Annotated in this window: 7 protein-coding genes; 4 read left to right on the plus strand and 3 right to left on the minus strand. The window is 54.9% G+C overall.

Annotation, left to right across the window (positions count from 1 at the left end):
* Nucleotides 1–73: 73 nt before the first annotated feature.
* The gene (locus SH421x_RS00685; RefSeq protein WP_488853372.1) at nt 74–838 is read right to left on the minus strand and encodes a hypothetical protein; all 765 of its coding nucleotides are present in this window, start codon (nt 836–838) and stop codon (nt 74–76) included.
* A gap of 127 nt (nt 839–965) precedes the next feature.
* Between SH421x_RS00685 and SH421x_RS00690 the strand changes: the two genes are divergently transcribed.
* The 4 genes from SH421x_RS00690 (at nt 966) to SH421x_RS00705 (ending at nt 4,362) form a co-directional block, all read left to right on the plus strand.
* Nucleotides 966–1,865: a hypothetical protein gene (locus SH421x_RS00690; RefSeq protein WP_488853373.1), complete on the plus strand. Its 900-nt coding sequence runs from the start codon at nt 966–968 to the stop codon at nt 1,863–1,865.
* 53 nt (nt 1,866–1,918) lie between these two features.
* Nucleotides 1,919–2,809: a hypothetical protein gene (locus tag SH421x_RS00695; RefSeq protein WP_488853374.1), complete on the plus strand. Its 891-nt coding sequence runs from the start codon at nt 1,919–1,921 to the stop codon at nt 2,807–2,809.
* 93 nt (nt 2,810–2,902) lie between these two features.
* Nucleotides 2,903–3,169: a hypothetical protein gene (locus SH421x_RS00700; protein ID WP_488853375.1), complete on the plus strand. Its 267-nt coding sequence runs from the start codon at nt 2,903–2,905 to the stop codon at nt 3,167–3,169.
* 8 nt (nt 3,170–3,177) lie between these two features.
* Nucleotides 3,178–4,362: an iron-containing alcohol dehydrogenase gene (locus tag SH421x_RS00705; protein WP_488853376.1), complete on the plus strand. Its 1,185-nt coding sequence runs from the start codon at nt 3,178–3,180 to the stop codon at nt 4,360–4,362.
* Here SH421x_RS00705 and SH421x_RS00710 read toward each other — a convergent pair.
* Together SH421x_RS00710 and SH421x_RS00715 are read right to left on the minus strand one after the other, a co-directional pair.
* The gene (locus SH421x_RS00710; protein ID WP_488853377.1) at nt 4,336–11,457 is read right to left on the minus strand and encodes an Ig-like domain-containing protein; all 7,122 of its coding nucleotides are present in this window, start codon (nt 11,455–11,457) and stop codon (nt 4,336–4,338) included. The two genes, SH421x_RS00705 and SH421x_RS00710, sit on opposite strands and share 27 nt — an antisense overlap.
* 274 nt (nt 11,458–11,731) lie before the next feature.
* Entirely contained in the window at nt 11,732–16,174 is a 4,443-nt protein-coding gene (locus SH421x_RS00715) for a hypothetical protein (RefSeq protein ID WP_488853378.1), read from the minus strand.
* Between the last annotated feature and the right edge of the window lie 65 nt (nt 16,175–16,239).

Consider the following 16,239-nt stretch of genomic DNA (forward strand, 5'->3'; position numbering starts at 1 on the left):
GGCTGACATGCTTAAGAATACAAGGAACGGAACGCGAGTTTCAACTGCCGCGGTTCACGAATGTTGCTTGCGGCTAGCCGGCGACCTTGTTGATCGTCAGCAACCAGGTAGCGAGATTTTCGAAGCGGGCTCGGTCATAGTTCGATTCTTTGGTCGAATTGAACCCTTGATTCAATTTCGAAAAACCCGGTCCCATGACAGCATTGACGCAGTGGGTTTGAATCGCGTTCGCCAAAGAGCGAAAATTGGTCTCGCGGCTTGGCACGACGGGGATGGCCGCTTTGCGATAGGCGAACGCGTTGCGATCAATCCGCATCCGCAGCAAAGGATCGCGACACAGGATTTCGAGATAGATCGCGATCTTAGCTCGGGGAGTGGATGAGATCGACGCGGTTCGGGCGTTGGTCTCAGCGTAAAGCTGCGCGTCGTGCGGATCGAGATCTAATGCCCCCGTTTTGCGGACAAACTCGGGCACGATATCGAGCAAGAAAAACTTGTCCCACGGAATGCGTCCGGTCCAGCGGGGGACATCGACGACAAACGCGTCTGCTTCGATGATTGCACTCTTCAGGGGATAGCGCGGAGGAGCAGGGACTTCAACTAGATCCTTTTCAGCGACAACCCGAACGACGATGTCGGCTCTGCGAAGCGCCGCGGCCGCTTCGAGCGCGTCCTGCTCTGAAAGTTGACGCAGCAAAACCCCGGGGCGACGATGCAGGGTTTGTAGAAACTCGGCCGGAATCTCACCACTATACTGCGCCAAGATCGATGCGGCTTCACTGACCGAGAAAGGAGCGATCGGATCGCGCAACAGAGCGAATTGCGGTTCGTCGTTCATTTCCACCATTTCCTCAACCAGTTCCCCTTTGGTTGTATCACAATTTTTTGAGGTCAGCGCGGACAATGCGAGCGATTTCTGTCCTTGTCTCGTATATTGAAAGGAACCAATTCAACAGGATCGCCAGATGAGTCAGCTTGTTCAAGATGCAGCGATATCGCCTGGCGGGGACCAGTCGAAGGCAACCGCTTGGCGGACCACGACGTTCGCGTTGTTCTATAGCGTCGCGATTGTTGGACTATTCCTCCTACCGGTGGTCTTCTCCAATTCCAGCAACTCTCTGTTAGGAGCGGGCTTGGTTGCCTTTTTATCGCCAGCGAGCCTGCCGATTTTGGCCTCTTGTGTGGCGATCGTTTTTTATCTGCTGGTGATTGCGCCCCGCCGATTTGTCGCGGCATTGTTGCTATTGGTGATCGCTCATGGGACGGCCGGCATGCTTGTCTATCGGAGCCTCTCAAGCGACGCTCCAGGCATGACCAAAAATTGGTTTTTACAGCATGGAATTGTGTTTTGGTTGGCAGTCGCAGGACTGTCCGCAGCGATTGCCTATTGGAATCGTCGCCGATGTTGGCGTCTCCAGCGCGACAACCGCGAAGAGCCCACGAGCCAAAAGCGCGTTCCGCCTCCGATCACCACGTTCGATTGCGTTTATCTAACGTCGGTACTGATCGCGATGGTCCTGTTTCAAAAATTGGCCAAAGGGCCGTTGGCGGAATCGCTGCCGTTGGGCGTCCTAGTCGTCGGCATTCTGGCTGGCGTCGCGCGCGTGGCGCTCTCCCCTGGCGCCCGTGGGTTCTCACCCATCGCGGTGATGGTCACCGGGCTGACTTGCCTGTTGGTGGGGCTGTTGTTCGTTGGGTATTTTTACCCCGCTCAAAGCGTCGTCCTGTTCGCGATGATTGGGCTTCCGGTGGTTTTGTGGAGCGGCGTTTTTTTGTCAGTGCGGGGGGATGGATATCGATTGGTGCGCGACTTTTCTGCGATTCATGAGCCAGAACCGCTGGCAGAATCAGACCCCTTTGCATGACGTGGCTTGCAGAATCTCGCTAGGAGAAGTGACCAGTCAATCAGGATCGCCCCATGAGTCAAATGACCCAGGAGGACTTGCCCAGCGTTTCTGAGCGCAGCGCCCCGCGATCGCCGTTGCGATTGTTGGGGTTTGTCATCGCCTACGCGCTGGTAGGCACTCTGTTGTTAGTGGTAGCGATCTTCGATACCGCCTACTCGAGGGAACTAACTGAATTTTTAGTGCCGATTTTTATCTTGTCATGCATCGCAACTGCAGCGATCGGACCCTGTTTAGTGTTGTTGGCCTCCATTCGCTGCTTGCCTGCTATATTGCTATTGTTTGCTTCGCACGGAATACTCGGCTTGATTGCTTACGAGACGACCCGACAAAAATTTCCCTATCTGACAGAGATCCTCTTTCGAGGGGAGTACTGTTATTTCGCGCTCGTGACTGGGGTGTTGTCGGCAATGTTCGCCGTGGGGGTTCGTCGCCGTCATTGGCGAATCGCTCCAGAGTCTAGTGAAGCGGCCAGTGAGTCGAAGCTGCAGCGAAGGCGAATCGCTCCCCTGGTTGCGCTGGACTTCGGCTTAATTGTGGCCGGCGTTTTGTTGATTTGGGTGATGCAGCGGGGATCCGGCCAATGGATGTTGACCGTGCCGATCAGTATGCCGGTGATCGTCATCATGCAGGGATTCGTCTGGTTCGCGATGCGCGACGCTCACCGGGGATTTTCACCCGGCATAGTGCTGGGAGCCGGACTCATATTCCTTTATGTGTTTGGCGCCGTCGTCTACTTCTTGGGGCGAAATATGGAGATCTCGCTATTTTTGTTTGCCGCGACGCCGATCAGTTTATGGGTGGGGCTGTTGCTCTCGCTGCGCGGCGATGGATACCGCTGGAAGCTTGACTTTTCCGCATTTGCTGAGAAAGCCCCCATCGCCGAGCCGGATCCGCTAGCATAAAGCATTGCTAGTCACCCTTTACAGCCGCTATTCGCTTTGCCACGATTGCTTAGTTCGTTTTCCAGACGCATTGTTTCCCGGGAGAGACCGACCATGTCTCAAAACTTCTCGAAACATCAACAAAACATCATCCGCAACTACTATGACAATCGAGAGTCGATCGCGATTCAGAAGTTGCAAGAGAACATTACCGAGCTGTATCTCGCTGAAGGGAAAAAGCGGGCGACCGTCTGGAAGCGGGTCATCGGCCATCTCGAAAAGCTGAAAGTCCCCAAAGCCCAGATTGATCACTTTGTCGCGAAGGATGACGTGACGCTGATCGCCAAATATTTGGAAACGCTGCTCGCCAAGCAGGAGTAATCGCCGCGATGGCCAACCACTGGAGCTTTTACTCGGCCGGCGAGCTAACCTTTGGCGCTGGCGCCAGTCAGCGCGTTGGATTGTTGGCCGCTCGCCGCAACTGGTCGCGTGTGTTGCTGGTCACCGATGTGACGTTGGTGCAACTTGGGTTGGTCGACAAGGTGCGCCAACCCTTGCTGGACGCCGGCATCACGGTCGAAGTTTTTGATGGCAGCTGCGCTGAGCCAGACCTGAGTGTCGCCGCCACCGCGCATACGGCCGCTGAAAAGTTTCGCCCTGATGCGATCTGCGGACTTGGCGGCGGCAGTAACATGGATCTAGCAAAGATCGTCGCCATCTTGCATGCCCACGGCGGCGTTGCGTCCAACTATTTCGGTTGGGATCAAGTCCCTGGCCTGGTGACGCCGCTGATCGCGATCCCCACGACCGCCGGAACCGGCAGCGAGGTTTCGCAATCGGCCGTATTGACCGATACCGAAAACGCGATGAAGGTCAGCACGCTGAGTCAGTTTTTGCGACCAAGCCTGGCGATCGTCGACCCGCTGCTCTCGGCGACTTGTCCGCCGCAGGTAACCGCCGATAGCGGGATTGATGCGCTAACGCACGCGATCGAAGCCTATACTTCGACCACGTTCGATCTGCTAGAGCAAGACAGCGACGCGCCGGCGCCTTACAGCGGATCGCATGTACTGGTCGACGCTTTGGCGGAAAAGGCGATCGCACTGGTGGGGCAGCATCTGGTGCAAGCGGTCGAGCACGGCGACAACATGGAGGCCCGCACCGGCATGGCCTTGGCGGCGACCTTAGCCGGCCTGGCTTTTTCTAACGCCGGCGTCGCCGTGGTGCATGCGCTAGAATATCCTATCGGCGGCGCCGTCCATTGCAGCCACGGCGGCGGCAACGGTTTGCTGTTGCCCTATGTGATGCAGTTCAATCTGGAAACTCGAATCGACAAGTTTGCCCGGATTGCTCAGCTGCTGGGTGGAGAACCAACCCCTGCAGCGGCGATCACGCAAGTCGAACAACTCAAACAAGCGATCGGCATCCCGGCGCGCCTGCGCGAGTATGGCGTCACGCCAGAGATGCTCCCAGGCTTCGCCGCCAAGTCGATCCAGATCACACGACTGATGCGAACCAACCCGCGACGGCCGAGCGAAAAGGAGCTGTTAGCGATCCTCGAGTCGGCTCTTTAATAGCCGATCGATGAATCTGTCGAGCTGCGGAAATTCTTCTTCCTGTTCTTTGAGCAAATCGACAGTGTGATCAACATCGTAATCACCAACCGTCGATTCCTGCAGCGCCCAATCAGGCGAGAAGGCTGGCCGCCAGGAGGCATGGTCCAAGGCAAAAGAGAAGTCAAGCGTTTCTACATCTTCTTCGTTGGTCGGAAACTGCTCCTCTTCGGTCAGCGAGTTGAGATTACCAAACGCCGCGTCGATGTTGGCTGCTTCGCTACTCGGCGTTATCGCTTCCGCTTCCAGCAAATTGCTGACAGGCTGCGCGATGATTGATTCGCTTTCGAGCGGCGCTGCCTGTGGTTGCACCGCGTAGCTGCTCGGCAGCCGGACTTGGCCGCCATTGTTCGAGTTGGCGCCAAGGTTACGAATCAAGTAAGTCAGATCAACCAGCGAGACGACGCCGTTTCGATCGAAATCGTACTTGTACGCATCGGGAAAGCTGGCGATCGGATTGCCGATGTTGCGGACCAAATAGGAGAGGTCAACCAACGTGATCGCGCCATCGTCGTTGACGTCATACGGGACGACTTCCAATTGCGTCGCTGCAACGCCGATCTGATGACCAGGGACGTCGCCAAAGTTGTCCAGGGTCAGTTCGATGTCGGTGAGCGTGAACTGCAGATCGCTGATCGGCTCTGGGTAGGCGCCGTTGGCATCATTGGGAATTCCGCCATTGGTAGCCGGCTTAAAGTGGAAACTGCCGACCAGGAAGTAGGCGTCTTGTCCGATGTCGCCGGCAACGATTTGGCTGGCGTCGATTTCCAATGCATCGCCGATATTGTTGACATTCAACTCTCCGACACCGCTGCTGGGTGTTGCACTATCGAGACGGAACCAGGCGCTGTTGTAGTTGAGACTCAGGGAAACGTTGGTCAGGTTGCCAGTATATTGCTCGTCACGCAAGATCCAAACATCGACCGTAAAGGAGTTCCATTCGTGGATCGACGTCAGGTCTTCTGGCAAAAGCTCCGCTTCGCCAGACGCATCGGTCACCGCCGAGGAGCTGCCGATGGTGAGGTACGCTTCCGCTCGCGGCAGGATGGACAAAGTGAATGTCGTATGGGTGACTCCCCCTTGTTCGTCGTCGGCCGTAATCGTGATCGTTTGCAAGCCGCTCGGCATGTCGAGCGTATCGTACGACCAGCTCCAGATGCCGTTTTGATCATCTTGTTCAATCGTGCCGATGTTGGCGGTGATCGTGACCGGGTCACCGTTGGAATCGCTGAACGTGCCGTCGTTGGTTGCAGTAGAACCCTCGAAAAGGGTCACGCTATCGGTGTTGACGCTAACGGTCGGCGCCACGTTATCAACGGTGACTGTCCGGCTGAATTGGCTGCTGCCGCCATCATCATCGCTGACGGTCAGGATGATTTGGTATCTCCCCTCGGCGTCTGGAGTAAAGCTGAAGGTGGTGAGATCAATCCCTGCGGCGGTGGCCAGCGGCGTGGAGGCGCCCTGTTTGAAGACGGCGTAGCTGTAGGTTAACGGATCATTCACTCCGGCTGGATCGGTCGCACTGGCCGTCACATTGATCTGCGTGCCGCTCTGCCGTGGAGTGCTGATGCTATCGATCGATGCCAAAGGAGCAACGTTGATGACGTTAACGGTCGTTTTCGCATCACGAAATCTTCCGGTATCGTCCGTCAAGCGAATGAAGATCTCGAAAGAACTATCATCCCCATATCCCAATGTAGCCAGCGTTGCTGCAGAAATGATCGGTGATATTCCGGTCGCATCGTCATACTCGCCGTCGCCATCCAGATCCCAGTCATAGCTGACAATGTTTTCTCCGACAGCAGGCTCTGCCGCTGCCAAGCTCAAATCGCTGCCCTCATCAATGATGTAAGGTCCGCCTGCGTCCGAGAAGAAGCGAAATTGTTGGGAGTAGATGCCCTTACCGTCGCCGTCTTGGTCCTGACTCGTCCAGGCGACGACCACATTGCCATATTCATCGAAAGCAACCGTGGGATCGTTCTGCGAATTTGGCACATAAGTATTCACCTGAAACTCGTCGCCGATTCTTGTGCCATCGGCGGCATATCGCTGAGCATAGATGCCGTAGGCGTCGCCATCTTGATCTTGGCTTGTCCAGACAATGATGAAGTTGCCGGCTGAGTCGATTGCCGCAGAGGCGAAATTTTGATTGCCCAAGATATGCATACTGACACGAAACTCGGCGCCGAGTTTTGTTCCGTCGGCCGCGAATCGCTGAGCGTAGATTCCGTCGCCGTTGCCATCCTGAAGGTTGCTATGCCACGCGACGATAAAAGAGCCATCGTCCGCCATCACGACCGAAGGCGCTCTTTGGTCTTTGAGTACATAGCTATGGACCTGAAATTCGCCGCCGAGCATTGTGCCGTCCGCGGCGAACTTTTGGGCGTAAATCCCATCCAAGTTGACGCCCGCGTCGCGTCCTGTCCAGGCGATGACAAAGTCGCCATGGTTGTTCATCGTTGCTGAAGGGTTGGTCTGGCTGCCGTAAGTAGTGGTGCTGACGTGAAATTCTTCGCCGATCTTCGCTCCGTCGGCGGCGAATTGCTGGGCATAAATCCCTTCACCATTACCATCCTGATGAAGACTGTCCCACGCGATCACAAAGTTTCCTGCTCCGTCCATCGCAATGGTGGGATTTCGCTGGTTAAAGTCTGCGTAACTATTAACCTGAAACTCGCTGCCGATCGCAATTCCTTCCGCCGTGAATAGTCGCGCGTATATGTTGCTAGTGCCGATTCCATTCAGGCTGTAGCCATGCCAAGTGACGACGAAGTTTCCTACGTCGTCTATCGCGACGGCAGGCGTGATTTGATATCTCACGTTGTAAGAGTTTACCTGAATCTCAACACCGGTTTTTGTGCCGTCTGAGGCATAGCGCTGAGCGTAGATCCCATATTCGCTGCCGTCCTGATTATCGCTAGCCCAAACGACTACATAATCGCCGACGTCATTGCTTGCGACAGCCGGTGTGATTTGGTCGTAGGCGGTAGTCGTGTTTACCTGCGTTTCCTCTCCGAGGAATCGCGGAATATCGATCGAGAAATGGAAAACAAAATCTCCGCCGTCCACACCATCCGCGTTGCCGTCTAGGCTCCGCCCAGCTAGGTCGGTCAAGCTGTCAAATGCGGTCAACGTCAGTTCGCCATAGCGGATCAGACCGTCCAGTCGCAGCTCTACCACGGTCCGTTGGCCATCGAACGTTGGAGTGATTTCCGTAATCTGCGAACTAATGTCCCGTCCGTCTAGCTCTAGTCGCCAATGAGTGCGGCTGGACGGATCGGCATCGTCTGAGGTGGTTAGTTCTTCGCGGAAGACGATCGTCAAGCGATCCAGACGATCGCTGAGGGCGCCATGATTGGCGATGAGCTTTTCGCCTGAATAGACCGAGACGACGTCGGGAGGCGTGACTGAGTAACGTTGTGCGTAGATATCGCGATTGTTATTAATCGGATCGTAGTTGGTCCAAGCGATGACAAAGTTTAAATTATCGCTCAACGCGACGGAGGGAGCTTCCTGAGTATTTAGTACGCTCGTATTCACGCTAAACTCATTGCCGCTCGTTATTCCATCGGCCGTGTATCGCTGTGCGTAGACTCCATAGTCGTCGCCGTCTTGATCTCTACTCTTCCAGCTGATGACAAACTCACCATCCCCGTTCATCGAAACCGAAGAAGTTTGCTGATTCCCAGTCACGAATGTGTTGACACGAAACGCATTGCCGAGCGCCGCACCATCAATGCCAAAGCGTTGCGCGTAGATGTCTTCGCCGTCGCCGTCTGGCAAGTTATTGGTCCAGCTGATGACAAAGCTACCTTCGTTGTCCATGGCCAATGATGGATCGAATCGGAGATTTATCAGATTGGCGACCACATTAATTTCGTCGCCAAGCTTATCGCCATTGGCTGCAAAGCGTTGAGCGTAAACGTCAGCGCTATCACTGCTGTTTCGATTCTCACTTTCCCAGACGATGACAAAGTTGCCCTCGTCATCCATTGCCGCCGTAGGATTATTGCTTTTGCTTAGCGAAGTTGGTTCAACCTGAATTTCGCTTCCCAGTTTTGTTCCATCGGCAGCGAATCGTTGGGCAAAAATCCCTTTTACCTGACTATCGACCGCCCAGGCGATGACAAAATTTCCATTGTCGCTTATCGCTACCGAGGGTCTGGTCTCGATATTGGGATTAGAGGTGCTGACGATAAACTCGCCGCCGATCCGATTGCCATTGACCCCGTATCGCTGTGCGTAAACGCCCCAATGATTCCCGTCTTGGGAGCTGCTTCGCCACGCGATGATAAAGTTGCCGTTGTCATCCATCGCGACCGCAGGAGCATACTTTTGCGTTGTGGAGTCAGTGAACGAGTCTACCCGAAACTCATTGCCGATCTTTGTCCCATCGGCAGCATAACGCTGGGCATAGATTTTGTAACCAGCTCCTACCTGACCGTAGCTTTGCCAGGTGACGACATAGTTGCCGGCGGCATCTGTCGCGACTGCGGAAGCGTACTGCTCACTCGCCGTCGTCGTATTGACAACAAACTCGCTGCCTGCGGCCGTGATGTTGTCGACAAAGAACGATTGACTCACCTGATCGCTGCCGCCGTCTTCATCGCTGGCCGTCAAGACGATCTCATAGCTGCCGACTTCTGTGGGCGTAAAGCGGAAGGTGGTTAGGTCAATGCCGGAGCCGCTGAAAGAGGCGGTGGGTGAACCATCCTTGTATACGGCGTAACTGTAGGTCAACGTGTCGTTGGCTTCAGCGGGATCGATGGCGCTGGCCGAAATGTCTATCGGTTTGCCCAGTGGGTAGGCATCGTCAATCGGCGCGAATTTCAACATCGGCGCCACGTTGTTGACGTTCAATACAAAGGTAGTGAATGACTCGGCGCCTTCGGAGTCAGTCGCAGTGATCTTGACCGTTTGCGAATCATCAGGCCCGTCGAGCGTATGGAAGGACCAAGTCCATTTGCCTGTCTTATCGTTTTGCGCAATGTCGCCGATGTTGACGGTGAGCGTGACTGGATCGCCAGCTGGATCAATGAAAGATCCGCTGTTACTGGCGGTGGAGCCCTCGTCCACTGTGATGCTAGTGCTATCGGCAGTTACCGCAGGTGCGGTGTTTACGATATTAACCGTCGTTACGGCGTAGGCCGCAGCTCCATCCAGGTCCGTGACTTTCAAGCCAATGGTAAGCTCGCCGGTGGCGCCAAGTGTGATCATCGGCATCGCGCCAGTCGCATCGTCATAGGCTCCGTCGCCGTCGAGATCCCACTCAAAAGTCAGATCACTGATGTCGTCAATGTCATCTGTGGTGCCGCTGGCATCTAGTTGAATTGTTTCTCCTTTGGCGCCGGCATATGGCCCGCCTGAGTTGATCGTCGGAGTGCGTTGCAAGGATTGCAGACCCAGTCCGAACGTCGTATCGGATGCCGAGAAAACGAGCCGATCGCCCACGGCAGTCACGCTGGTTGGATTAGAGGAGGAGCTGTACGGAACGATATCGGTTACCCGATAGGTTCCCGCGAGCGTCCCATCGGTTGTCCAAAGCTCATTTCCTGCGACCCCGTCATTCGCCGTGAAGAACAATCCTTTTTCGGTGGCCCAAAGTCCGCTTACCGAAAAATTAGCGTTATGAATGTTGGTCAGTCTCACGAGACCTTCGGGAGTGCCGTCTGTCTTCCAGAGTTCCAGACCATGAACGCTGTCCTGCGCGACAAAATAGATTTCACCTTGGGAAACGGAGTACCAATTGACCTGTTGAAAGCCGAGCGCAGGAAAATCAATCATCACGTCCATTGCGTCGGCCGCTTCATTCAGCCGCCAGATGCGCGTGTAGCCCGAGAAAGATGACCATGTGCCGGTCGAGTCGTAATACAAGTCGCCATCGACGGCTTGCATATTGGACATTTGAAACGGGTAGACCGTATCTTGCGAAAACAACGAGGTAACGTCGCCGTTCGTGTCCACTTTCCAGATGGGATCGGCGGGGCTGGTTTTTGTCAGCCGGTAATAGACATTGCCGTCGAGACTCGTCAGCAGCGATGCCGTGCTGCTTGTCTCCGCTGGAATGTCTGCGACTTGAATGGTCCCCTCTGCCGTTCCGTCGGTACGCCACAACGATTTTTTGCTGGACGCGGCGTAGGCGGTAAAATAAACCAGATCTCCAGCGACGACAAAGTCATTGGGCAACGAATCTCCTGTACCAGGGCGAATGTCTTTGAGGATCGCCGTGCCCTCTTCGGAACCATCGGACTTCCACAATTCAAAGCCTGTCGTCGTCGAATTTTCGCGAAATCCGTAGTAAAAATATCCGTTGACGTACACGGGATTCGTCAAGCCAAAGTTCGACTTGGCGACTGCCAGTTCGGTGACATCGCCGTCGGTGCTCCACAGCCCATAGCTGCTAGAACTGTTCCGTGCCTGAAAGTAGACCTTGTCCCCAACCGTCATGTAGGCGCGTGGACTAGAACCTGGAGGGCCTGGATAGATGTCCTTTAAAAGTTGGGTGCCTTCTGGAGTGCCGTCGCTCTTCCAGAGTTCCCAGCCAACTCCGCTGAGCACTGCGCTAAAAAAAATTTGATCGTCAAGCTGTCCATACACATACGGATTGGCTATCTGACTGGCGGTCGCTTTGCTCATGATCGATCGCGCCGCATAGTCATGCACGATCAAGTCGAACGAGGAGGTGGTTTCTAAACCAGCTTGATTGACTGCCGTCAGCACTACTTGCTGAATTCCGACGTTGGTCTGTTTGGTATCGAAGGTCCAGAGCCACGAACCGTTTAGATTGAGATTCACGGTTCCGACGCTGGCCGTAATCGTAGCGGCGCCGGACGACGAACCCGAATTAATGGCCAACGACCCTGTTTGCGCCGAGACCGGAGGCTCAGCGACGATGATGGTGGGAGCGGCAGCTTCCCCTTCTAACAGTTCCACTAGCGGTAGTGTGTCGCCTGCCAGCATAGCGCGAACTTCGAGCTGTTCGGCTTGAAGTTGGAGAGGGCGACGTGATCGTGAAGTTGAAGGGGCGCGATCATTGCGCGGGGTCGTTTTGCTCATAGCGAAACGGCGTTCCTGTAACTGTCAGCCGAGAATGGGGAGAGGAGCGAACGGATGCTTGTTTTAACCGCCGCAGCTGGGGGGCAACGTCCCCCGGCAGGGCTGCTTTACATCCTCGATTGTAACTGGTTGGCGTCCTATTTAGCGAGTTACATATCGAGATTTAGCCCCTTTCGACGAAAAAAATGCCAAGGGGCGGCAAGCAGATTTCGTAGGTGGCTGTGCGATTTCCGAACCTGCTAGGCCGCGCTGCTTGTGTCGGAGGTCGTGACCGTTAGCGATCCTCGATTCGGCTCTTTAGCCGATCGATGAATCTGTCGAGCTTAGGAAACTCTTCTTCCAATTCGTCAAGCAACTCGACAGTGTGATCAACAACGTAATCACCAACCGTCGATTCCTGCAGCGCCCAATCAGGCGAGAAGGCTGGCCGCCAGGAGGCATGGTCCAAGGCAAAGGAGAAGTCAAGCGTTTCTGCTTCTTCCTCTTTTGTCGGAAACGCTTCACCTTCGATCAGCGAGTTGAGATTGCCAAACGCCGCATCGATGTTGGTAGCTTCGCGATTCAGCGTGATCGCTTCTGCTTCCAGCAAATTGCTGACAGGCTGCGCGATGATTGATTCGCTCTCGAGCGGCGCTGCCTGTGGTTGCACCGCGTAGCTGCTCGGCAGCCGGACTTGGCTGCTGTCATTCGTGTTGAGCCCGATGTTTCGAATCAAGTAAGAGAGGTCGATCAGCGAGACGACGCCGTTTCGATCGAAATCGTGCTTGAACGCTGACGGGAAGCTGGCGACCGGATTTCCGATGTTACGGACCAGGTCAGAGAGGTCGACCAGCGTGATCGATCCATCATCATTGGAGTCATAGGGAACGACTTCTAATTGCGTCGTAGGGACGCCGACCTGGTGGCCAGGCGCATCGCCATAATTGTCGATCGTCAGGTCAATGTCGGTCAGCGTAAATTGCAGATCGTCGATCGGTGCGGGATAGGAGCCGATCGTGTCGTTAGGAGCGCCGCCTGTTGAACTCGGTTGAAAGTGAAGACTACCGATCAGGAAGTAGCCGTTTTGTCCCGCATCGCCGGCAATCAATTGGCTTGCGGTGATTTCCAAAGAGTCGCCGGTATTGTTGGCATTCAACTGTTCAACACCGCTGCTGGCGGTCCAATTTTCCAGCTGGAACCAGGCGTAGTTGTAATGAAGTGTGAGATCAATCGCACTTAGGTCGTCGACATACTGCTCATCAAGTCTGATCCAAACATTGACCGTGAACCGACTCCACTCATGCAACCGCGCCAGATCGTCAGGCAACATCGGAACTTCACCGGATGCATCGGTAACGGCGGCGGAACTGCCGATAGTGAGGTAGGCTTCGGCCTGCGGTAGTACGGTCAGAATAAACGTCGTTTGGGTGATCCCCCCATCGCCGTCATCGGCAGTAATCGTAACGGTTTGAGTGTCGCTGATCTGGACATCACCAAGAGACCAGCTCCAAGTGCCGTCCAAGTTGTTGACTATCGAGCCAATCGATGACGAAAACGAGATCGCGTCATCGCCGGGATCGCTGTAAGTGCCTGTAACAACGGCCGTCGTACCGGCGGTAAAGACAGGCGCCGACAGATCGGCCGCAATCGTTGGCGCAACATTATTGATTGTGATCGGGGTGGCGTTGGTCCCCATCCTGCCCTCATTGTCGATCAGGCCGAGGACGATCTCGAAGACGCCGTTCCCACCTGGTACGAGCGTCGCCAGCGTTGCGGCCGAGATTGTCGGCGCGACGCCGGTCGCGTCATCGAACAGGCCATCGCCGTCCCAGTCCCAAAGGTAGCTGACGATGTTGTCACCAACTGCGGAGGCGTCCAGGAGCAAGTCCTCGCCCTCGTCAACGATATACGGCCCACCAGCTTCTAAGAGAAATTGGAAGCGTTGGGCCGTGACGTCGTAGTTGTTATCGGTAGAAACATATCCTTCCCAAGCAATCAGGAAATCGCCTTCATTCAACATCACGATCGCAGGTCGAGACTGGTCATGCATGACATTGGTATTCGCCCGAAATTCTCCCCCAAAAGCGGTTCCATCTGCGGTGTAACGTTGGGCATAGACGCCGTGGCCGCTGCCATCTTGCTCATGGCTATGCCAAGTGATGACGAAATTGCCATTCTGATCCATTGCGATCGCGGGACCGTATTGGATATTGGTGACGTAGGTATTAACCCGAAATTCGCCGCCGATTGCCGTGGCTTCGGCCGTAAAACGTTGGGCGAAGATTCCCCAATTATCGCCATCGATGCTGCTCCAAGTGATAATAAAGTCGCCATCCTCTCCTAGCACTACCTTTGATCCAAGTTGGTTAGAGCCAACGGAGGTGTTGACCTGAAATTCGGAGCCAACCGCCGTCCCATTGGCCGAGTAACGCTGAGCATAGACTCCGTAACCACTGCCGTCTTGTTGATAGCTTTGCCAAGTGATGACATAGTCGCCGTTGGCATTCATGGCGATCGAAGGAGCAATTTGACGGTCCGTCACTTGGGTGTTAACGCGAAATTCGACACCGTCTTTGATTCCCTCGGCAGTGAAACGCTGGGCGTAGATTCCTTCGAGACTACCGTCTTGTCCGGCGCTTTGCCAAGCGATGACAAAAGATCGGTCATTGTTCATTGCGATCGTCGGAATTGACTGTTCAAAAGCATAGAACGTGTTGACACGAAATTCGTCGCCAACCGCCGTTCCATCGGCTTGGTAGCGTTGGGCGTACACACTGTAGTTACTGCCATCTTGTGCTGCACTTTGCCAGGTGATGACAAAGTCGCCGGCATCCGTCATCGCGATCGAGGGATTGATTTGATCCTTTGTGATATAGGTATTCACCCGAAACTCACCGCCGATCTTGGCGCCGTCAGCGGCATATCGTTGAGCGTAGATGCCGAAGCGATTGTCGCCGGGAGCATATCCGTCCCAGGTGATCACGAACGAGCCATCGGCGGCGCTGGCCATCGCTGGGCTCGATTGGCCGCCAACAAGTGTCGTGTTGACGCGAAAAGCGGCTTCCAGTGGGCCTTGGGCATCGACCAAAAAGTTCAGCACGTAGTCTCCCCCTGCGATTCCATCCGCGTCCCCATCCAAATCGCGGCCGGCCAGGTCAGTAATGCTGTCATCAATGGTCAAGGTCAATTCGCCATCGTAGATCGGCGCATCGAGCAGTATTTCCACCTCGGTTTGTTGATTACTAACGCTTGGAGTGATTTGCAAGATTTGCGAACGGATGTCTTGACCATTCAGCTCTAGTTTCCAGTTGGCTGGACTGGTCAGATCAGAAACCCCAGAGGTCGCCAATACCTCGTTAAAGCGGACCGTGAGGCGATCAGAACGTTGTTGCAGGATAGCATTTTCGGTAGCCGCCAAACCGCCAAAGTGTACAACTGCAACACTCGGCGGAGCTTCAGCAAATCGCTGTGCCAAGACACCTTCGTCGTCGCTGTCTTGACCATCGCTTTGCCATGCGATGACAAAGACGCTGTCGTCCCCGATCATTGCAATCGCTGGATTCGATTGCTCGCTCGTCAGGTGCGTGTTGGCCCGAAATTCTACGCCAATCGCCGTTCCATCGGCTTGATACCGCTGGGCATAGACGCCAAAATCGCTGCCGTCTTGATCGAAGCTTTGCCATGCGATGATAAAGTCGCCATCGTCATCCATCGCGATCGTAGGGTTGCTTTGCTCGCTTTTAACATAGGTGTTGACCCGAAACTCGCCGCCGCTTGCTATGCCATCGACATCAAAACGCTGGGCATAGATCCCTTCTCCATTCGAATCTTGCCCTAGGCTTTGCCAGGCGATGACTAAAGCGCCGTTATCCTCTATCGCGATCGCTGGATTTGTTTGGGCGTTTGATTTATAGGTATTGACCAGGAACTCATCTCCGCTGGTCATACCATCGGCCGTGTACCATCGAGCATGAATGTCGTTGGTGGAGGCAACTCCTTGAGTGCCTTGCCAAGCGATGAGAAAGTCGCCGTTGTCCTTCATCGCGATTGCTGGGTTTAATTGCAGGGTTGCGAGATTCGTGCTCACCCGAAATTCTTCGCCTGCGGCGGTCCCATCGGCTAAATACCGCTGGGCGTAGATGCTCACGTTGTCGTCATCATGGGAGCCCTGCCAGGCGATGACAAAGGCGCCGTCATCCTCCATAGCGATTGCGGGATTGAACTGGTGTTTTTGGTCATAAGTATTGACCTGAAATTCTTCGCCAAGAGCAGTTCCATCGGCGGCGTACCGCTGAGCGTAGATTCCGTTGCGGTAGCCTTCGGTTTTAAAGCTCTCCCAGGTGATGACAAAGTTGCCGTCATCATCCATTCCAATCGCCGGATTCGTTTGCGTGTTCGCGGTATAGGTATTGACCAGAATCTCGCCGCCGAGCTGCGTCCCAGCAGCCGAGTATCGCTGGGCGATAATGCCGCGGTCGCTGCCGTCTTGCAAACCGCTGATCCAGGCAACGACATAATTGCCGTCTGCATCGGACGCCGACACCGGCGACGCTTGACTATAAATAGTGGTCGTGTTGATCAGAAACTCACTACCAGCCGCGGTGATGAAGTCGGCAGGCGGATCGGTATCACCGGCCAACATGGCGCGCACTTCTAACTGCTCTGAGCCCAGATTCAGGGTGCGACGCGATCGGGACGATAAACGGGAGCCGTCCAGCCGAGAAGGTTTTTTACGCATATCGAATCGGCAATTCTGCTGCAGATGGGGGAGAGTCAAACTGGTTGCCCGTTCAAGACGCCGCA

The organism is Blastopirellula sp. SH421, assembly GCF_057808535.1.